Origin of the sequence: Thalassobaculum sp., from assembly GCF_965223715.1 — a bacterium.
In the GTDB taxonomy this organism is placed as follows: domain Bacteria; phylum Pseudomonadota; class Alphaproteobacteria; order Thalassobaculales; family Thalassobaculaceae; genus Thalassobaculum.
This window is the reverse complement of sequence record NZ_OZ245012.1, coordinates 2693835-2714046: the sequence shown is the minus strand read 5'-3', so window position 1 is coordinate 2714046 and position 20212 is coordinate 2693835. Positions and strand designations below refer to the sequence as shown.

16 protein-coding genes are annotated in these 20212 nt (G+C 68.5%); 6 read left to right on the top strand and 10 right to left on the bottom strand.

Annotated elements, in window-relative coordinates; all coding sequences use genetic code 11:
* Positions 1–16: 16 nt before the first annotated feature.
* From ACOQOP_RS12450 to ACOQOP_RS12440, 3 genes are all read right to left on the bottom strand, one after another.
* Positions 17–613 carry a protoglobin domain-containing protein gene (locus ACOQOP_RS12450; protein ID WP_420562132.1) on the bottom strand — a complete coding sequence of 199 codons (597 nt, stop codon included), beginning with the start codon at positions 611–613 and terminating at the stop codon, positions 17–19.
* 172 nt (positions 614–785) lie between these two features.
* Complete coding sequence (locus tag ACOQOP_RS12445) at positions 786–1382, bottom strand: thiamine pyrophosphate-dependent enzyme (protein WP_420562131.1); 597 nt, start codon at positions 1380–1382, stop codon at positions 786–788.
* Positions 1379–1915: a thiamine pyrophosphate-binding protein gene (locus ACOQOP_RS12440; protein ID WP_420562130.1), complete on the bottom strand. Its 537-nt coding sequence runs from the start codon at positions 1913–1915 to the stop codon at positions 1379–1381. The genes ACOQOP_RS12445 and ACOQOP_RS12440 overlap by 4 nt, the downstream gene beginning before the upstream one ends.
* Positions 1916–2041: 126 nt before the next feature.
* Between ACOQOP_RS12440 and ACOQOP_RS12435 the strand changes: the two genes are divergently transcribed.
* From ACOQOP_RS12435 to ACOQOP_RS12415, 5 genes are all read left to right on the top strand, one after another.
* A complete protein-coding gene (locus ACOQOP_RS12435) occupies positions 2042–4750 on the top strand; it encodes a 2-oxoglutarate dehydrogenase E1 component (protein WP_420562129.1) in 2709 nt (902 codons plus the stop codon).
* A gap of 37 nt (positions 4751–4787) precedes the next feature.
* Positions 4788–7100, top strand: a complete 2313-nt coding sequence (locus tag ACOQOP_RS12430) for a molybdopterin guanine dinucleotide-containing S/N-oxide reductase (protein ID WP_420562128.1) — start codon at positions 4788–4790, stop codon at positions 7098–7100.
* 188 nt (positions 7101–7288) lie between these two features.
* Entirely contained in the window at positions 7289–7618 is a 330-nt protein-coding gene (locus ACOQOP_RS12425; RefSeq protein WP_420562127.1) for a GIY-YIG nuclease family protein, read from the top strand.
* 188 nt (positions 7619–7806) lie between these two features.
* Complete coding sequence (locus tag ACOQOP_RS12420) at positions 7807–8547, top strand: SDR family oxidoreductase (RefSeq protein ID WP_420562126.1); 741 nt, start codon at positions 7807–7809, stop codon at positions 8545–8547.
* Positions 8547–9488, top strand: a complete 942-nt coding sequence (locus ACOQOP_RS12415; protein WP_420562125.1) for a threonine ammonia-lyase — start codon at positions 8547–8549, stop codon at positions 9486–9488. The genes ACOQOP_RS12420 and ACOQOP_RS12415 overlap by 1 nt, the downstream gene beginning before the upstream one ends.
* A 188-nt stretch (positions 9489–9676) precedes the next feature.
* Here ACOQOP_RS12415 and ACOQOP_RS12410 read toward each other — a convergent pair whose 3' ends face one another.
* The 6 genes from ACOQOP_RS12410 to ACOQOP_RS12385 form a co-directional block, all read right to left on the bottom strand.
* A complete protein-coding gene (locus ACOQOP_RS12410; protein ID WP_420562124.1) occupies positions 9677–10021 on the bottom strand; it encodes a hypothetical protein in 345 nt (114 codons plus the stop codon).
* A 4-nt stretch (positions 10022–10025) separates the two neighbouring features.
* On the bottom strand, positions 10026–11042 hold the full coding sequence (gene dgcN / locus ACOQOP_RS12405) for an N-acetyltransferase DgcN (protein WP_420562123.1): 1017 nt from the start codon (positions 11040–11042) through the stop codon (positions 10026–10028).
* 67 nt (positions 11043–11109) lie between these two features.
* The gene (locus ACOQOP_RS12400) at positions 11110–12789 is read right to left on the bottom strand and encodes a tripartite tricarboxylate transporter permease (RefSeq protein ID WP_420562122.1); all 1680 of its coding nucleotides are present in this window, start codon (positions 12787–12789) and stop codon (positions 11110–11112) included.
* Positions 12790–12807: 18 nt separating this feature from the next.
* Positions 12808–13293, bottom strand: coding sequence for a tripartite tricarboxylate transporter TctB family protein (locus ACOQOP_RS12395; protein ID WP_420562121.1), 486 nt, complete (start codon positions 13291–13293; stop codon positions 12808–12810).
* Positions 13294–13393: 100 nt separating this feature from the next.
* Positions 13394–14374: a Bug family tripartite tricarboxylate transporter substrate binding protein gene (locus tag ACOQOP_RS12390; RefSeq protein WP_420562120.1), complete on the bottom strand. Its 981-nt coding sequence runs from the start codon at positions 14372–14374 to the stop codon at positions 13394–13396.
* Positions 14375–14553: 179 nt separating this feature from the next.
* Positions 14554–15567, bottom strand: coding sequence for a tripartite tricarboxylate transporter substrate-binding protein (locus ACOQOP_RS12385; protein ID WP_420562119.1), 1014 nt, complete (start codon positions 15565–15567; stop codon positions 14554–14556).
* A 52-nt stretch (positions 15568–15619) separates the two neighbouring features.
* Between ACOQOP_RS12385 and ACOQOP_RS12380 the strand changes: the two genes are divergently transcribed.
* The gene (locus ACOQOP_RS12380) at positions 15620–16450 is read left to right on the top strand and encodes an aspartate dehydrogenase (RefSeq protein WP_420562118.1); all 831 of its coding nucleotides are present in this window, start codon (positions 15620–15622) and stop codon (positions 16448–16450) included.
* 66 nt (positions 16451–16516) lie between these two features.
* Here ACOQOP_RS12380 and ACOQOP_RS12375 read toward each other — a convergent pair whose 3' ends face one another.
* Positions 16517–20158 (bottom strand): AsmA family protein, encoded by a 3642-nt coding sequence (locus ACOQOP_RS12375; protein ID WP_420562117.1) that lies wholly within the window; start codon positions 20156–20158, stop codon positions 16517–16519.
* Positions 20159–20212 lie beyond the last annotated feature (54 nt).

Here is a 20212-nt window from a genome sequence, read left to right as displayed (position 1 = left end):
AGCCCGGCCGGCGGCGTCAGGCCAGTCCCAGGTTCTGCTCCTCCGGCTTGAGACGCAGATTCTCGGCCAGGAAGTAGCAAGAGATGGCGATGTCCATGTCGAGGGAGACCACCTTGATGATGGCATTCACCGTGTCCGTTGCGGACAGGGATCCCGAGTGGTGCCGGATCGCGAGCGTCGTCAGGTCGCAGAGCACCCGGTTGTAGCCCGACAGGTACAGGTGCAGCGGCAGGCCGACCGCATGGTGCACGAGCCCGATGCGGGCGGCGGACGCGATGTAGGGCCGGTCGAACTCGGCGGAGAACAGGCGCTCCCAATGCTGGGTCTGGCGGGCCTTCAGCGCGTTGATGTCGCTATTCTGCAGGTACTTCCGGGTCTGCGGGAACTGCAGCATGTGCCGGTAGAAGTCCGAGAGGATCGCGTACATCTCCTCGTTGATCCTCGGCTGGAAGATCTTGAGGCGCTCGCGGCTGTAGTCGTCGATCGCCTCCAGCCGCAGCCTGGACTGGACATTCTCGAAGATCCGGTCGGTGACCAACTGGTGAAGATCGGTGTCGAACGGGCGGCGTTTTGGCGCGCTGCCGCTGTGGTCCATGTCTGAGGGTGAAGGCATTCGGGCTACCGGGAAGCTGCTGTCGTTCAGGTCGCTCGGGTCACGGCCGGAAAGCGGAGGGCTTTCCGGCGCTACCTTCGTCAGGCTGACCCGTCAGGTGACGGTCAGGTGGCCCCTTTAGGTTTAAAATCCTTCCGTTCCAAGCCCATATTATACGCGATGCGGTCCGACGTCACGGCCGTGTCGCGACCTCCTCGCCGAGCAGCCCGATGCGGAACCGGGTCTTCAGGTATCCGCCGTCGCGCGGCGGGACCGTCATCGGCAGATCCTCGTCGACCACCTTCACCACCGCGCAGACCGGCCCGGGTTCCCGGAACAGAAGCTGGGCGAGCCCCTTGGCCTCCGACTCGGTGCGGATCATCGCCGTCTTGGCAAAGCCGCAGGCGGTGGCGACCGCCGAGAGGTCGGTGCCCCGGCCCGTGGCGGTCGGCTGGCGGCCGGTCTCGGTATAGGTCTCATTGTCGATGACGCAGATCGCCAGGTTCGACGGCCGCTTGGCGCCGATGGTGGAGAAGCTGGTCATGCCCATCAGCATCTCGCCGTCGCCGGTGATCACCACGACCCGGCGCTCCGGCTGGGCCAGCGCGATGCCGAGGCCGATCATCGAGGCGTTGCCCATCGCGCCCCAGAGATAGAAGTTCTCCGGCCGGTCGCCGAAGGAGGCGAGATCCCAGGTGGTGGAGCCGAGGCCGGAGACGAACAGGGTGTCGCCGCGCTCGGCCATGGCGGCGCCGAGCACGTCGCGCCGGTGCAGGGTGATCGCGCTCATTGGTTCACCGCCTTTCCGGCCGTCCAGATCTTGGAGCCGATCACCTTCTGGCCGACCAGGACGGCGACCGGGGTGTCGGTGGAATAGGCCATGCGCAGGCCGGACTCGATCATCATGTCGACCGCCTCGGGGCTCTCGGCGAGGAAGGTCTTAACGCCGACCGCCTCCAGGGTCGGCACCACCGCCTGGCCCATCGGGACCTGCCACGGATTCCCCTCACCCCACTGCCCGCGCATCGTCACGATGGCGAAGAACGGAAAGTTGGCCGAGGAGATCAGCGAGGCGATGGCGTTGATGGTGTTGCCGACGCCGCTGGACTGCATGAACACGGCGGATTTCTGTCCGCCGAGCCAGGCGCCGGCGGCCAGGCCGACGGCTTCCTCCTCGGTGGCGCACATCACCGTCTCGATCTCATTGTCGCCGAGACAGCGTTCGATCAGCAGACGCAGACCGCCGTCGGGCACATAGCCGATCTGGCGGACGCCGGCTGCTTTCAAGTGACGGTGGGCCGCCACGCTCCAATGTTCATCCATGGGCTGTCGGATCCGTTTTGCCAAGGGAATCCGGAGGCTAGGCGCCTTGACGCGTGTCTGTAAAGATGGGGGTATGCACCTGCATACAATCAAATTTTCCCCTCTGATCGAGCCTATCGGATCCCCATGCACCCGCTTCCGACCGCCGGCGCCGGCTATCTCGACGACCTCTATGCCCGCTTCCTGAGGGACCCGCTCTCGGTCGATCCCTCGCTCTGGTCGGTCTTCGCCCCGTATGCCGATCGCACCGACCGTCCGACTGCCGAGACGGTCGGCGACGGACGGCTCGCCGTGGCCTGCGAACGGCTCACGACCGCCTGGCGGCTCTACGGCCATCTGGCCTCCGCGCTCGACCCGCTGGACCTGAACCAGGCACCGGGCCATCGGGACCTGTCGCCGGCGGCCCATGGGCTTGACGAGGGCGACCTGGATACGCCGGTCGGCGGTACCACGCCGCGAGAGCTCGAAGCCCGGCTGCGCGCCGCCTGGGGCGGACGCTTCACTGCCGAGGTGATGCATGTGGAGGACCCGGCCGCCCGCGACTGGCTGATCGAGGCGGTGGAAGGCGGGCTGCATGCCGATCCGGCGGCGGAGGAGCGGCGGGAGCGGCTCGACGCGCTGCTGGCGGCGGACGCCATGGAAACCTTCATGAACAAGCGCCTGCCCACCAACAAGCGGTTCGGCCTGGAGGGGCTGGAGGCGCTGATCGTCCTGCTGGAGGCGATCGTCGGCGACGCCGCCCGCGCCGGCATGGACAAGGCGGTGATCGCGCCGATGCATCGCGGCCGCCTGACCCTGATCACCCGGCTGGTCGGCAAGCCGCTGACCGCCGCCTTCTCCGAACTGCTAGGCACGCCCCAGGTGCCGGACGGCATCCAGGCATCCTCCGACGTGCCCTACCACCTGGGCTTCACTGGCGAGCGCAGCTTCACTGATAAGGACGGGGTCGAGCGGCGCATCCGCCTGACCATGCCGTCCAACCCGAGCCATGTGGAGATCGTCTCCGCCGTCACCCTGGGCAAGACGCGGGCGACCCTCGACCTGCGCCGCCGGGCCGGCGAGGCGGACCCCACATCCACTGTCCTGCCGCTGCTGATCCATACCGACGGCGCCTTTTCCGGCCAGGGGGTGATCGCGGAAATGCTGCAGCTCGCCGGTTTGCCGGCCTATGGCGTCGGCGGCTCGGTCCATGTGCTGGTCAACAACCAGCTCGCCTTCACGGTGAAGCCGGAACATGGCCGCTCCTCGCGCCATCCGAGCGACGTGGCCAAGTCGATCGGCGCGCCGGTCATCCATGTCTCCTCCGAAGACGTGGACGCCTGCGCCCGGGCCGGACGGATCGCGTTCGAGTACCGCCGGAGGTTCGGCAAGGACATCCTGGTCGACATCGTCGGATTCCGCCGCCGCGGGCATAACGAGCTGGAAGAGCCGATGTTCACCGAGCCGGTGCGCTACACCCGCATCGCCGAGACCGCCGGTACGCCCGGACGCTACGCCGAAGCCTGCGTCGACGCCGGGATCGTCTCAGAAGCGGACGCGACCGCCATGGCCGAGGCGCACTGGTCGACCCTGGACGAGGCCTTCGACCGGGCGAAGAGCTACAAGCCGAACGCCGCCGACCGTCTGCAGGGCCGCTGGTCGTCGCTGGCGCCGGTGGGAGAGGGCGAGGCGCCGGTCACCGGCGTCGGTGCCGCCCGCCTGCGTCGCCTGGCCGAGGCCAGCGTCGCCGTGCCCGAGGGCTTCGCACTGAACGCCAAGATCGCCCGGCAATGGGGCGAGCGGATGGACGGCCTGAAGGATGCGATCAATTTCGGCACGGCGGAGGCGCTCGCCTTCGCCTCGCTGCTGGAGGACGGCAAGGCGGTGCGCCTGACCGGTCAGGACAGCCGGCGCGGCACCTTCTCCCAGCGCCATGCGGTGGTCTTCGACCAGAAGACCGGCGCCGAGCACACGCCGCTCGCCGCCCTGGCCGCCACGCCGGACCACCTGACCTTCGCCGACAGCCCTCTGACCGAGGAGGCCTGCATGGCCTTCGAATACGGCATGTCCATCACCGATCCGGACATGCTGGTCTGCTGGGAGGCGCAGTTCGGCGACTTCGCCAATGGTGCCCAGGCGGTGATCGACCAGTTCCTGGTCGCCGGCGACGACAAGTGGCTGCGCCAGTCGGGCCTGGTGCTGATGCTGCCGCACGGGCTGGAGGGTGGCGGACCGGAGCATTCCTCGGCCCGGCCCGAGCGTTTCCTGCAGATGGCGGCGCGCAACAACATCTCGGTGGTCGCCTGCGGCTCACCGGCCAACCTGTTCCACGCCCTGCGCCGTCAGTTGCTGGCGCCGTGGCGTCGGCCGTTGGTGCTGCTGACCTCCAAGTCCGGCCTGCGCCATGCCGAAGCCCAGTCCAGGCTGAGCGAGATGGGGGCCGGGACCCGCTTCCGTCCTGTGATCGACGACGCGGCGGTCGGCAAGAAGGCCCGCAAGGTCGTGCTGACCTCCGGCAAGACCTATTTCGACCTCGCCGCCGCCCGGCGGGAGCGCGGGATCGACGACATCGCGCTGGTGCGGATCGAGGAGCTCTACCCGGTGCCGGAAGCGGCGATCGCCGCGATCCTGAAGACGCATCCCAAAGCCGAGGTGGTCTGGGCCCAGGAGGAACCGGAGAATATGGGGGCCTGGCGCCACCTGGATCCGTACCTTACGCGCATTCTCAGCGACTTGCGCGGGTCCGGGGCTCGTGCCACCTATGTTGGACGCGATGCCGCACCGTCGCCCGCCGTCGGCTGGGGCGTGTGGCACAAGGCGGAGCAGGCGGCGGTCATCGAGGCCGCCCTGGCCTGAGGCTGAGCCTGCGGGCCGCCGTGAGAGGACGAGAGACATGAGCACTGCGATCAAGCGCACTCTGATTCCGACGACCACCCATTGGGGCACCTATTTCGCCGAGGTCGAGGACGGCAAGCTGCTCGCGGTGCACGACTACGAGAAGGACCCGGCCCCGGCGATCATCGGCCCGGGCATCGTCGATGCGGTGACCCACGAGACCCGCGTCGCCCGCCCGCATATCCGCAAGGGCTGGCTGGAGAAGCGCCACAACAGCGACCGCACCGGCCGCGGCAACGAACCGTTCGTCGCCGTTCCCTGGGACGAGGCGCTGGACATGGCCGCCCAGGAGCTGAAGCGGGTCAAGGACGAACACGGCAACGGGTCCATGTATGCCGGCTCCTACGGCTGGGCGAGTGCCGGGCGTTTCCACCACGCCAACTCGCACATCCACCGGTTCTTCAACCAGCTCGGCGGCTACGTCTCCCACCGGGGCACCTATTCCTACGCGGCGGCCGAGGCGATCATTCCGTATGTGGTCGGCCCGTTCCGCGAGGTGCTGGACACCCACACAACCTGGCCGGTGCTGGCCGAGCATTGCGAGCTGCTGGTGATGTTCGGCGGCATGCCGGTGAAGAACGCCCAGGTCACCTCCGGCGGCGTCGGCCGGCACACCTGCTATCACGGGCTGCGCGACTGCGCCGACAATGGCTGCGAGCTGGTCTATCTGAGCCCGATCCGCTCCGATCTGCCGCCGGACCTGGGCGGGGAGTGGATCGCCCCGCGTCCGGGCTCCGACATGTCGATCATGCTGGCGCTCGCCCACACGCTGCTGAGCGAGGGGCTGCACGACAAGGCGTTCCTGGATCGCTACACCAGCGGCTTCGCGCCGTTCGAGGCCTATCTGCGCGGCGAGACCGACGGCCAGCCGAAGACCGCCGACTGGGCCGAGAAGATCAGCGGCGTGGACGCCGACACGATCCGCAACCTCGCCCGCCGCATGGCGTCGAAGCGGACCATGATCAATTCCACCTGGTCGATGCAGCGCTCCGAATACGGCGAGCAGCCGATCTGGATGACCGTCGTGCTAGCGGCCATGCTGGGCCAGATCGGCCTGCCGGGCGGCGGCTTCGGCCTCGGCTACAGTTCGGAGAATGGAATCGGCAACCCGGTGAAGCGGTTCCACTGGCCCTCGGTGCCCCAGGGCATCAACAACGTGGCCGACTTCATCCCGGTGGCCCGCATCTCCGACATGCTGCTGAATCCGGGCGGTTCCTACCAGTTCAACGGCGAGGACCGGACCTACGCCGATATCAGGCTGGTCTACTGGGCCGGCGGCAACCCGTTCCACCATCACCAAGACATCAACCAGCTTGTCCGCGCCTTCCAGAAGCCGGACACGATCATCGTCAACGAGATCTTCTGGACCTCCATGGCGCGGCACGCCGACATCGTCTTCCCGTCGACCACCGCACTGGAGCGCAACGACCTCTCCATCACCCATTGGGAGCCGCTGTCGGCGGCGATGAAGCAGGCGATCCCGCGGGTCGGCGAGAGCCGTCCGGATTTCGAGGTCTTCACCGGCCTCGCCGACCGTCTGGGCTTCTCGGAGCGCTACACCGAGGGCCGCGATGAGATGGACTGGATCCGCCATCTCTGGGACCAGTCGCGCCAGCGCGCGGCGGAGGCCGGATTCGAGCTGCCGGATTTCGAGACTTTCTGGGAGCAGGAGCATGTGGAGCTCCCCGATCCCGAGAAGCCGATGGTGATGCTGGAGGATTTCCGCGCCGACCCGGACGCGAACCGGCTGCAGACCCCGTCGGGCAAGATCGAGATCTTCTCCGCGACCATCGACGGCTTCGGCTATGACGACTGCCCGGGCCATCCGGTCTGGCGTGAACCGGATGAGTGGCTCGGGGCCGAGAAGGCACAGGAGTATCCGCTGCACCTGATGTCGAACCAGCCGCGCACCCGGCTGCACAGCCAGCTCGACTGCGGCCAGGTCAGCCAGGGCTCCAAGGTGGCGGGGCGCGAACCGGCGACCCTGCATCCGGACGATGCGGCGGCCCGGGGGATCTCCTCCGGCGACATCGTGCGGGTCTGGAACGACCGCGGCGCCTGCCTCGCCGGCGCGATCGTCAGCGACCAGGTGATGCAAGGCGTGATCCAGCTCTCCACCGGCGCCTGGTACGACCCGGAGACGCCGGGCGGGCTGGAGGTCCACGGCAACCCGAACGTCCTTACCCGTGACCGGGGAACGTCCCGGCTGGGCCAGGGCCCGACGGCGCACTCCACGCTGGTGCAGGTCGCCAAGGTCGACGGCGTGGTCCCGGATGTGACGGTGATGCGTAAGCCGAAGGTGGAGGGGTAGGGGGGCGGCATCCTGACGCAAATCAGGACCGTGGCGTGACTCTTCCCCAGCGCCGGTTTCCTTCGGCGGTAAGGTTCGCGGCTTGGTCCTGACTTGCGTCAGGACGACGGTTTTTTTGGCAAATTCCTTGCCGTCATCCTGATGCAAATCAGGATCAACGCGCGGACCCGTCGGGAAACTCCGTCTCGGTGTCCCATACCCGCGGCATGCAGCCGACGGTCTACATCCTGACCAATGCGAAGCGCGGGACGCTCTACATCGGCGTGACGGCGAACCCGGTCTCCCGCATCCTCCAGCACCGCCGCGGCGAGGGATCGGCGTTCGTGCGCCGCTACCGGCTGTATCGGCTGGTCTATGTCGAGCAGTACCCCCGCATCACCGACGCCATCGAGCGAGAGAAGCAGCTCAAGGCCTGGCGCCGCGCGTGGAAGATCGGGTTGATCGAGCAGGCCAATCCGGACTGGTCGGAGTTGTGGCCGACACCGGGCGTCGAACCGGTTGATAGGGGATCAGCCTGATCCTGATTTGCATCAGGATGACGGAAGAACAGAGCCGTCGTCCTGACGAAAGTCAGGACCAAGCCGCCGGCGCCAGCCCGGGTACTCGCCACCCGATCTCGCCTGTCCGACTGACCCCCCTTGCCCTCCCCCGCGCCGCCGGGCTAACTGCCGGCAGCGACAAGAACACCACCCGGGAGGACACCACCATGGCAGGCCGGCTCAGCGGCAAGACCGCGCTCATCACCGCGGCGGGGCAGGGGATCGGGCGCGCCTGCGCCGAGGCCTTCGCGCGCGAGGGGGCGTCGGTCATCGCCACCGACATCAACGACAAGACCCTCGACGAACTCGGCACCATCGCCGGTATCACCCCGCGCAAGCTCGACGTGCTGAACCCGGACGCGGTCAAGGCCGCTGCCCGGGAGGTCGGCCCCGTCGACGTGCTGTTCAACTGCGCCGGCTTCGTCCATCACGGCACGATCCTGGACTGCGACGAGGACGCCTTCGACTTCTCGGTGAACCTGAACGTGCGGGCCATGTACCGCATGATCCGCGCCTTCCTGCCGGCGATGCTGGAGAATGGCGGCGGCTCGGTCATCAACATGGCCTCGGTGTCCGGCAACCTGAAGGGCATCCCGAACCGCTTCATCTATGGCACGACCAAGGCCGCCGTGATCGGCCTGACCAAGTCGATCGCCGCCGATTTCATCCGCCAGGGCATCCGCTGCAACGCGATCTGCCCCGGCACGGTCCAGTCGCCCTCTCTGGATGACCGGATCAACGCCTTCGACGACCCGGTCCAGGCGCGCAAGGACTTCATCGCCCGTCAGCCGCTCGGCCGGCTGGGCACCGCCGAGGAGATCGCCGCCATGGCGGTGTATCTTGCCGGCGACGAAAGCGCCTACACGACGGGTCAGGCTATGATCGTAGACGGAGGAATCACGATCTGATGACGGTTACGCTCGACACCATCCGCGCCGCCCGGGACCGGATCGCCGGCCATGTGCGCGCCACCCCGGTCCTGGAGCCGGTGGGGCTGCTCAACCTGGTGACCGAAGGGCGGCTCGTCCTCAAGCTCGATTTCCTGCAGCCGACCGGCTCGTTCAAGGTGCGCGGGGCGGTGAACACGCTGAAGTCGCTGAGCGCCGCGGAGGTGTCGCGCGGGCTGATCACCGCGTCGGGCGGCAATCACGGCCTGGCGGTGGCCTATGCCGCCTGGATGGGCGGGGCGAAGGCGGTGGTGTATCTGCCGAGCTCGGCGCCGCCGTCCAAGGCCGACGCGCTGCGCCGCTGGGGGGCGGAGGTGGTGATCGAAGGCTCGGTCTTCGACGAGGCCGCTGTCGCCGCCAAGGCGCGGGCCGAGGCGGAGGGCATGACTTTCGTGCATCCCTTCGCGCCGGAAAGCGTGATCAACGGCCAGGGGACCCTGGGCCTGGAGATCCTCGACCAGGTGCCCGACGTGGACACGGTGATCGTCGCAATCGGCGGCGGCGGGCTGATCTCCGGCGTGGCGACGGCGATCAAGGCGGTGCGGCCGGGCGTGAAGGTGATCGGCGTGGAGCCGGTCGGGGCGCCGACCCACTACGAGAGCCGCAAGGCCGGCGGGCTGGTCACCCTGGACGCGATATCGACGGCGGCGGGGACCCTGGCGCCGCGCCGCAGCGAACAGGTCAACTACGACCTGATCACCGCGCATGCGGACGAGATCGTGCTGGTCGATGACGCGGCGATGGTGGCGGCCGCGCGTTGGCTCTGGGCCGAATGCGCGATCGGGGCGGAGCTGGCCGGGGCGGCCGGTCTGGCGGCGCTGCAGTCGGGGGCCGTGAAGGCGGCCAAGGGCGAGACGGTGTGCACGATCGTCTGCGGTGCCGGCACCGACGGGATGGGGTGAGGGCCGGCGCTCTCAACGCTCCCCACTTTCTCATTGCTCTCCCTACTTTCGTTTTCCCGGGTTCGCCCCGGGACCCAGGACGGGCGCGTGCTGGGGCGGTAACGAGTGGCCTCAAGCGATCCAGCGCGCGGCCGCTCTAGGTCCCGGGGCAAGCCCGGGAAGACCGGGTAGGGTGGTAGGAGCGGAGGCTACTCCCTGAACTCCGCCCACACCTTCTGCAGTTCCAGCGCATGGAAGGTCGCCGCCTGCGCTCCCCGATCCGGGCCGAAATAGAGGCCCAACTCGACGGCCTTCTGGAAGAACCCCGGGGCGGGCAACCCGTCGCGGGCCTTGGAAATGGCGACGGCCGCCAACAAGGGGCGGCCGTGCGCGGCGTCCTGCTCCATCAGCACCTCCAGCGCCTCCCCGGTCTTGTGGACCGAGTGCGGGGACGGAACCCCGGCGGCCTGGGCGAGATGGGCGTAGATGATGGTCTCGCCGGCCCGCGCCCGATCCTCCAGGACCGGGCGCAGCAGGTCGGCAACCGCAGTCATGCGATCAGTAGTTGGCGACGATGTTGTCGACGATCGGCGCCACGCCGTCCTTGATCGGATCGACGACCGGCAGGCCGGTCTCCTCGGCCGTCTTCTTCTTGAAGGCCTCGGCCTCGGCGGCGGATACGTTGGAGGTGTTCAGGGACACGCCCATGAACTTGACGTCGGAGTTCACCATCTTCGCCATGTGCAGGATGGTTTCCATCGCCGTCGGGATCGCCGGAACCTCGTAGTCCGGCAGGCCGCGCATGTGCGGGCGACCGATCTCGTGGCACATCACCAGGGCGTCGGACTGGGCGCCGTGGATCAGGCCCAGGGTCACGCCGGAATAGGACACGTTGTACAGCGAGCCCTGGCCCTCGATCAGGTCCCAGTGATCCTCGCTGTTCTCGGGCGCCAGCCACTCGATGGAGCCGGAGATGAAGTCGGCGATCACCGCGTCGACGGACAGGCCGGAGCCGGCGATGAAGATGCCGGTCTGGCCGGTGGCGCGGAAATCGGCGTTCATGCCGCGGGCGCGCATCTCCTTCTCGATGGCGAGCGTGGTGAACATCTTGCCGACGGAAACGTCTGTGCCGACGGTCAGCAGACGCTTGCCCTTGCGCGGCACGCCGCTGGCGACCGGGTAGTCGCGGGTCGGGTGGCGCACGTCGAACAGCTTGCGGCCGTTCTTCTCGGCGGCTTCCTTCAGCGCCGGGATCGTGGTGATCCGGGTGTGCAGGCCGGACGCGATGTCCATGCCCAGGTTCAGCGCCTTCACCAGCTCGACGATCCAGGTCTCCGGGATGAAGCCGCCACGGTTGGCGACGCCGAGGATGACGGTCTTCACACCGGCGGCCGCCGCCTCCTCGATGGTCATGTCGGGCAAACCCAGATCGGCCTTACACGCGGGGAAGCGGAACTGGCCGACGCACCAGTCCGGGCGCCACACCTTCACGCCGTTCGCGGTCTTGGCGGCGAGCTGGTCCGGGGCGTCGCCCAGGAACAGCAGATACGGGTTCTGAATCTCGAAACGCGACATGACGCTCCCCAGGGGATTGCAGGTGGAAGCCGGGGCCGGGATGGATACCGGCCGGCCGTTGGAAGGATCAGGCGGCGTCGTCGGTGCTGACGCTCCATCCGCGACGCGCGCTTTGGACCAGAAGATAAACCGCGCCCAGCACCAACGCCACAGCGATAAGTGTGCGCGGCCAGCCGTCCATCATGGCCAGCGGAACGGCCAGGCCGACCATCAGCGCCGGGACGTAGCCGAGGGTCCAGACCGCCCCGTCCCGCGCCTTCTGGTACCACGGGAACAGGATCGAGAATGCCGCCACCACCAGGAAGAACAGCGCCCAGGGCCGGGTGACCATGTCGAGCAGGAACTGGTCGGCGGTGCCCGAGAGCGAGAGCGCCCGGCTGAGGTTGAGCTCGGCAACGCTGCCGAGGACAACGCCCAGGATCATCGGCGCCAGCGGGAACCCGAGGAGCTTCATCGAGTAGCCGATCAGCCCGAAGACGAAGAGCGCCCAGATGTCCTCCTGGACGTTGTTCAGGGCGAACACGCCGATGGCGCAATAGGCGAGGATGACGGCGGCCAGCATGTACATCGGGATCCGCACCACCATCAGGAAGGCCTTCAGGCAGAACGCCTGCATGAGGATCATGATGAAATGCGCCAGGAAGAACGCGATGAAGATCGAGTAGGCGAGATCGGGGTTCTGGCTGATGAAGGTGGGGCTGGGCTGCACGTTGTGGATCAGCAGCGCGCCCAGCATCACCGCGGTGATCACGTCGCCCGGAATGCCGAGCGCCATCATGGTGATCAGCGCGCCGCCGGCGGTGGCGTTGTTGGAGGTTTCCGGCGCGATGATGCCGTCCGGAATGCCGGTGCCGAATTCCTGCGGCTTCTTGGAGGCCTTCTTCGCCTGGTCATAGGCCAGGATATTGGAGATCGAGCCGCCGGCCGCCGGGAGCACGCCGGTGAAGACGCCGATCGCCGAAGACCGCACCACGTTGACCCATCGGGACAGGATGATCCTGATCGCGGCGAAATGCTCGACCCGGATGCCCTTGGCCTCCACGCCGGTCATCAGCGGTTCGCGCGCCTTGTCCTTGTCCTGCACGTCGGAGAGGAGCTGGCTGAAGGCGAACAGGCCGATCAGGACCGGCAGGAAGTCGAACCCGCTCTCCAGCGCTTCAAAGTCGAAGGTGAAGCGGGCGACGCCGTTGATGTCGTCCTCGCCGATTGAGGCGACGAACAGGCCGAGCAGTCCGGCGATGATGCCCTTGATCAGGGTCTCGCCCGACAGGCTGGCGGTGATGGTCAGCGCGAAGAGGACGAGGGCGAAATAGTCCCAGGGACCGAATTCCAGGCCGATCTTGGCCAGGCTGGGTGCCAGGGTCACCAGCAGCACGGCGCTGAAGATGCCGCCGAAGAAGCTGGACCACACACCCAGCCCCAGCGCCAGGCCGGGTCGGCCGTTGCGGGCCATGGGGAAGCCGTCGAAGGTCGTTGCGATGGACGAGGGCGTGCCCGGGATGCCGGTCAGCATGCCCGACATCAGGCCGCCCGACAGGCCGCCGACGAACACGCCGATCATCGTCGACAGACCTTCCACCGGCGACATGCCGAAGGTGAAGGGCAGGGTGAGCACCACGGCCATGGCGATGGTGAAGCCCGGAATCGATCCGGCGATCAGGCCGGCCGTGGTGCCCAGGAACATCAGGCCGAGGTTCTTCCAGTGGAAGACCTCGCCGAAGGCGAAGAGAACGTTCTCGATGATCATGATCTCTGTTCTCCCCGCTCAGATCGGCAGGATCTCGCCCTGGGGCAGAATCACCCGCAGGCCGAAGGTGAAGATCGCCCACATGGCGCCGACCGAGACGATGGCGACCGCGGCATGCACCGGAACCAGCCGGACGGTCGGGCGGCCGAGTGCGGTGAGCGACAGGAAGACGAACAGCGCGCCGCCAAGCAGCATGCCGAGGGTCGGCAGCGTCAGCAGGAACAGCAGGAACAGCACATAGATCAGGCCGGCATTGCGGTAGCGCACATGCCACGGCCGGGACGCTCCCTCGTCCGGGGCGGGCGTGCTGCGGTCCGGCTGACGGATCGACTGGAGCAGGAGCAGGGCCGAGAACACACCGAGGGCGACGATGATGATGCGCGGCCAAACCGAGCTCTGCATCGTGCCGTAGGTGGTGATCTCGATGTCGTAGGACGCCTGCCAGAGCAGGCCGCAAAACGCCAGAAGCAGAATGGCGACGATCGTGTCGCGGCTCACCGACATTTCGGAGCCTCCCCTGTTCGGTCTTAATTCGGATTGCGACTGTATCAAACGAAACGGGCGCCGGCATTCCTGCCGACGCCCGCCGCAAGCGTCTGTAAGGTCAGTCCTTGGCCTTGTAGATGCCGACTTCCTTGGCGATCTTCGCCCACTTGGTCTGGGTGTCGCCCCAGTACGCCGCGGACTCGGTCGGGTTCAGGAAGAACACGTCGGTGCCCATGTCGGTCATCGCCTTGTTCAGGGCCGGATCCTGCGCGGCGGCCTCGAACAGGCCGGCGTAGTGATCGATGACCTCCTGGGAGGCGCCCTTCGGCAGCATGATGCCCCGGTCGACGCCGTAGATCAGGTCGTAGCCCTGCTCCTTGACGGTCTTGACGTCGGGGATCTCCGGGTTGCGCTTCTCGGTGGTGATGCCGAGGGCCTTCAACTCGCCGGAGGTGATGTACTGCTTGGCGGCGGCCAGGTTGATCTCGCCGGTGTCGATGGTCTTGGCGAGCAGGGCGGTCATCCGCTCGCGGGTGCCGTCATAGGAGATGTGGTTGAACTTGATGCCGGCCGCGTCTTCCAGCAGCAGGTAGACGAACTGGCTGGTCGAGCCGAGGGTGCCGCCGGCGTTGATCTTGCCGGGGTTCTCCTTGGCGTAGGCCACCATCTCGGAGATGTCGTTATACGGCACGTCCACATGGGCGCCGAAGATCGACGGCGTGCGGGTCAGTACGGCGACCGGCTGGAAGGCGTCCCAGGTGAAGTCGATGCGGCCTGTGAAGTAGCTGGTCAGCGCGCTCTGGTGGATGGCGAACAGCGTGCAGCCGTCCGGCTTGGAATCCGCCGCTTCCTTGGCGCCCTTGTTGCCGCCCTGGCCGCCGATGTTCACGACTTGGATCTCCGGCTCGGCGCCGTTCTTGTTCACGGTCTCGACGAACTGACGGAAGATCACGTCGGTCTCGCCGCCCGCACCCCACGGCACGATCAGCTTGGCGGTCCGGCAGCCGAAATCGGCGGCCGCGGCCGGGCTGGCGCCGAACGCCGCCCCGGCGACGACGACGGCGGCCGCAGCCGCGAGAAGGGTCGATTTGATGGTCATAGGTCGGTTCCCCTGTTCGTCTTGTTGGTTGGGTTGCGCAAGAAGTCAGGCTTTTCCCGCCGCAAACCCGATCCCCGCCCTGTGGCGGATATCGCACCTGCGAGCATTCCTCCTAAATAGCCGCATGCTGGGGGCTGTCAATCAACCACCGGATGAACGCGGTCGTCGGAATGACCGATTCAGCGGCTCGTCCGGTCGTAGCCGGCCTCCTCGGCGATGTCGCGCCAGGAGGCCATCAGGTTCTCCCAGTAGATCGAATACTGGGTCAGCGGGCGGAAATCGATGCGGACGTCATAGCCGGCCATCGTCTTCTGGAACTCCGGATCGTTCAGGGCCTTCTCCAGCCCGTCGGCAAGTCGGACGGCCAGGTCCTGCGAGGCCGAGGGCGGCAGCAGGATGCCCAAATCGATGGCGTAGTCGAAGGGTACGCCCTGGTCGCGCAGCGTCTCGACCGAGGGGACGGTCGTGCTGGGCTCGCGGTCGGTGACGGCGATCGACCGTACCGTCTGGGTGTCCGCCAGCCGCTTGGCCAGGGCGGGGGGGACGACCGCCAGGTCGATATCCGCCGCCAGCAGGGCGGCCACCCGTTCCCGCGCCCCGGCGATGGAGTCGTATTCGAGGTCGATCCCGGCCGCCTTGGCCATGGCGCGAAGGGTGAACTCGGCGATGGTGCCGGGGCCGACCCCGGCCGTGACGGCCCCATTGCGGGCCGCGGAGACCATGCCCTGGGCGTCGGAGAATCCGGCGGAGACGGGCGCCACGATGACCATCGGCGTGCGGGTGAGCAGGGCCACATGGCGGAAGTCCTGCCAGGCGAAGGGCGCGCGCCAGGTCAGGAAGTTGACCAGGAGCCCCTGGTGGGCGGCCAGCATCATGCAGCCGTCGCCCGGCGCCTCCAGCACGGCCCGTCCGCCGTCGATCCCGTCATTGCCGTCGATGTTGCGCACCCGCAGCGGCGGTTCCATGCCGGTCCGGTTCGCCGCTTCGGCCAGGGCACGGGCGATCAGGTCGGTGCCGCTGCCGGCACCGCCCCCCACGACCAGAGTCGCCATGCGGCAGGTCGGGGCGGGTGGCGCACTCTCGGTTGCGGTCTGGGCGTGGCTCGGCGCGGCGGCGAGGAGGCCGGCCGCGAGCCCCAGGGCGGTCACGGCCGCGCGAAGGCGACGGGCGGCGGTGGATGGACGGCTGGACATGGACGACACACCGGGGCTACGACAGCGGCCTACCTTGGACCAGGAGGACGGCGTGTCAACATCGCCCGCAACGGGACCGCTTACGGTCGGCATCGGAGGATTTGGAGCGATCGGCCAGAAAGTGGCCGCTGCGCTCGACAGCGGCAGCATCGAGGGGCTGAAGCTTGTGGCGGTCTCCGCCCGGGACGCGGACAAGGCCCGGGCCAATATGGCCGGCTTCGAGCACGAGGTGCCGGTGGTGCCGCTGGGCGAACTGGCGGACCGGGCCGACGTGGTGGTGGAATGCGCACCCGCCTCGGTCTTCGCCGAGGTGGCGGGACCGGCGGTGGAGCGCGGCCGGATCTTCCTGCCGATCAGCGTCGGCGCCCTGCTGCGCCATGACGATCTGGTCGACCGGGCCCGGCGCACCGGCGCGCGGATCGTGGTGCCGACCGGTGCCCTGATCGGGCTCGACGCCGTGCGGGCGGCGGCCGAGGGCACCATCACCGAGGTCCGCCTCGTCACCCGCAAGCCGCCGGGCGGCTTGGCCGGCGCGCCGTATCTGGTGGAGAACAACATCTCGGTCGAGGGGCTGAATACCGCCAAGAAGGTGTTCGACGGCTCGGCTCGCGACGGTGCGGCGGGCTTCCCGGCGAACGTCAACGTGGCCGCCGCCCTGTCCCTGGCCGGCATCGGCGCCGACGCCACCAAGCTGGAGATCTGGGCCGACCCGCAGGTCACCCGCAACACCCACACCATCACGGTGGAGGCGGACAGTGCACGGTTCACGATGACCATCGAGAACGTGCCGACCGAGGAGAATCCGAAGACCGGCAAGATCACCGCGCTCAGCATCATCGCCACCCTGCGCCGTCTGGGGGCGCCGATGACCGCGGGGACCTGACGGTCCGATCCGCACGCCGACACGGGAACGCGGGCCGGTCCTCCGGCCCGCGTTTCGTTTGCGGGACTACTTCTTCAGCAGGTTCTGCAGCAGGCCCTTGGCGGCGTCCTCAAGCTGCTGCTTGGGATCCTGGGGCGGCTGCTGCGGCGCGCTGCCGTCGGTCGACGTTCCGCTGTCCGTTCCGGCACCGCTCTGGCCGCCGCCGGGGTTCAAAATGCTGTCGAGCTTCTCGACCGTGCCGCTCCTGTCCAGTTCCTTCAGGGTGCGGGTCCCGATGGTCTGCACCACGTAGCGCTGCATCTCGTCGATATCGAGGATCTGCCGCGGGTTGTCGAACGGCCCGACCAGGCGCATGCCGACCGGCGGGGCGTTCGGATGATCGGTCAGCCGGGCGCGGGCGTTCACGTCCATCTGCCGCGGCGGCAGGTCCAGCACCGCCGTCGCCGAACCCTGGGCGGCATCGGCGTCGAGGGCGATGTCGTTCGACCGCAGCACGCCCTGCTGGACATTGTAGGTGCCGGTCAGCGCGGTGAAGGCGGTCTCGCCGCCGGACAGGGCGCGCTGGGTCAGGTCGATGAAGTCGGTCGCGCCGTTCAGCTCCTGCAGCCGGTCGGAGAGGGCCCGCAGGTCGAAGCCCTTCACCGTTCCGTCGCGCACCTGGAACGACCCGGTGCCGTTCAGGTTCGAGACCAGCTCGTATTCCGAGCCGCCCCGGGCCTTGAGGTCGGTGTCGTAGGTCAGGATGCCGCTGACCATGTCGGTCTCCGCCGCGGTCTGCGCCGCCTGGCGGACGTCGGCGTTGCGGACCTGCACCGTCACCGCGGCCTCCGGGGTCGGCCGGTCGGCCAGCATGGCGGTCAGGTCGAAGGTGCCGCCGAACATGCCGCCGGCCAGCTTGGAGACGTTGAGGACGCCGTCCTTCAAGGCCGCGGCGAGTTCGGCACTGTCCACGACATAGCTGCCGTACTCGATGGCCTCGATCCCCATGGTCACATCGGCATCGACCGCCGACAGGCCCGAAGTGTCGATCTTGTCCCGCGACCAGCCGCCGCCGGCACCGGTACCGCCGGTCGGCGCTGCGGCCGGGGCAGCACCCTGGGGTGTGGGCGTGCTCGGCGGCAGCCAGGGGTCGACCGCAATCCGGTTGGAGGCGAGCACCAGGGTGATGTAGGGCCGCGCCCCGGTATTGGCGATGGAGCCGTTGCCGGTGATGCGGATCGGACCGGCGGTGATCGCCGTCTCGCTGAGGGTCAGCCCGTCGACCGGTCCCTGGAACAGGGTGGAGGCCTCGAACGGCCCAAGATCGCCGCCGCGGGCCCGGTAGTCGGGCGAGGCGAGGCGGATCGCCTGGGTCGCGTTCGGGTGGGAGACGACAACCTTCATGTTGACGTCGGGCGTGGCGGCGAAGGGATCGACATTGCCGATCAGCTCCAGCCGGCCGCCGCCGGTATAGGCGGTGATCTTGTTGGCGTAGCGGCCGTCGTCGCGGGTCGTCAGCTCGCCGTCGACCTGCAGCTTGCCGAGCGCGCCGAACCCGTCCAGCGCCCCCGGAGAGAGGGTGGCGACCAGCCGGTTGGTGTCCGGATGCTCGACCTGATAGGTCACGTTCACCGTCGGCGGCGAGGTCAGCGGCTGGGCGGTGCCCTTCAGCGCCAGGGTGCCGCCGGCCACGGTGAGCTGGGCGTCGAGGGCGACGTCGCTCATGTCGCCGGAGGCGGTGCCCTTCAGCGCCACGGTGCCGAGCTGCTTCCCGGGGACCGGGCTGTCGGTGGAGAGCAGGCGGGCGAACCGGTCGGCGTCCTTCACCGACACGTCGAAATTCATGTCCACCGACGGCTGGCTGGCGGCGTTCCGCAGCACGCCGGAGATGGTCCCCGCCGCGCCGGCCATGTCGCCCACGCCGGCCTGGCGCAGGGTCAGGGTGCCGTTCTGCAGCAGGGCGTCGACCCGGGCATCGGCCAGGGTGATGCCGCCGACGGTGGCCTCGCCGACCCGCAGGTCGATATTGGCGTCGAAGCTGTCCAGTACCGCCAGCGCGTCGGCATTGCCGGCGTCGCCGCCATCGGCCGGTTGGGCCGCGCCGGAGGCGCCGCCGGTGGTCGGGCCCGCACCGGCGCCCTGGGGCAGGTAGGCGTCAACGTTGATGCGGTCGACCGCCAGGCTGAGCCCGAAGGCCGGCCGCTCGCGCAGCGCCAGGGTCAGGCCGCCCTGGGCCCGGGTGGCATCCAGCTCCATGGTCCAGTCGGAGACCTGGATCTCCTGGGCCGAGGCGCGGATGGCGGCACTCACCACCGCCTTGCGCAGCCGGTCGGCCGGCACGGAGGCCAGGTCGATCTGCAGCCAGTCCAGGGTGGCCCGCAGGTTGTCGGAGGCGGCCTCCAGCCGGCCGACGAAGGTCGGGCCGCTCTCCAGCCCGCCGATCAGGGTCACGTCGGTGCCGCCGGGAAGCTGGGCGGTTGCCAGGCGCAGGTCGCCCACCCCGTCGCGCAGGGAGGCGTCGACCTGCACGTTCCGGATGGCCGCGCCGTTGTACTGCACCGCGTCCACCTTGAGGTCGATCCGGGCGTCGATATCGGTCGGCAGGATGGCGGCGTCGGCCGTCGATTGGCCGCCGGACGGCGCTGCCGGAGGTTGCGCCGATCCTGACCCGCTTCCGGCGGGCTGGGCGCCGTCCGACCCGCCCTGTTTGGGCAGCAGGGCGTCCAGGTCCAGCCGGTTGCCGGAGAGCGACGCGTCGATCGACAGCTTCGGTTCGAGGGCGGCGGTCACCTCGCCCTGGAAACGGGACTCGCCCAGGGTCACGACAAGGTTGCCGGCCGTCACGCTCTGCGGCGAGCCGTCGATATCGGCGGAGAGGGAAGCGGCATTGGCGGGCAGGCCCTCGGGGGCTGCGGCACCGAAGGTGGTGGCAATCTGGGCGGCCTTGGACAGGTCGGGGGCCTTCGCCTCCAGCCGGCCCTTGAAGCTGGGGCCCGCATCCATGTCGAGCGTTCCGTTAAGCGCCACCTCGATGGCGCCCTCCTGGCCGGTGGCGGTCAGCTTCACCGGGGTTGCGCGCCCGGCATCCAGCGCGCCCATGGATCCGGCGAGCGCCAGGGGAATGCCCTGGTAGCCGACATCGCCGTCGATCTCGAAGGGTCCCTGGAGGCCGCCGGCGGAGATCTCCAGATTGACGTCGGACAGAGTGTGTTCCGCGCCGCTGGTGGCGTCGCGATAGACCAGGCGGCCGTCCTCGATCACCGCCTCGTCGATCGCCAGGGCGGGGGCGCCGCCGTCGTCGCCGGCAGCCGGATCGCCGGCACCGGCTTCGGCGGTTTCAGCTCCCTCGAAGGCCCAGTTCACCCGGCCGTCCGGCAGCGTCTCCAAAGTGATGACCGGCTTCACCAGCGTAACCGAGGTGACCCGAATCTCCCCGGAGAGCAGCGGGAACAGCGCGACGGCGACGTCGAGGGATTCGAGGCTCGCCATGTCGGGTGTCGAGCCGCCCTCCAGATTGGCGAGGCGGACATCGGCGACCGAGAGGGTGGGCGAGGGCAGGATCGACAGCGACAGGTCGCCGCCGATCGTCAGCTCCCGCCCGGTGGCGTCACGCGCGGCGGCCTGGATCTCCGGCTTGTACCCATTCCAGTCGATCAGGCTCGGCACCACCAGCACGGCGGCGACGAGGACGAGAACCAGACCAACGATCGCAATCAGGACCTTACGCACGACAACTCCCTACTTCGGTCACCCGCCGGGCGGGCCGTCTTTCACTGCTGCATG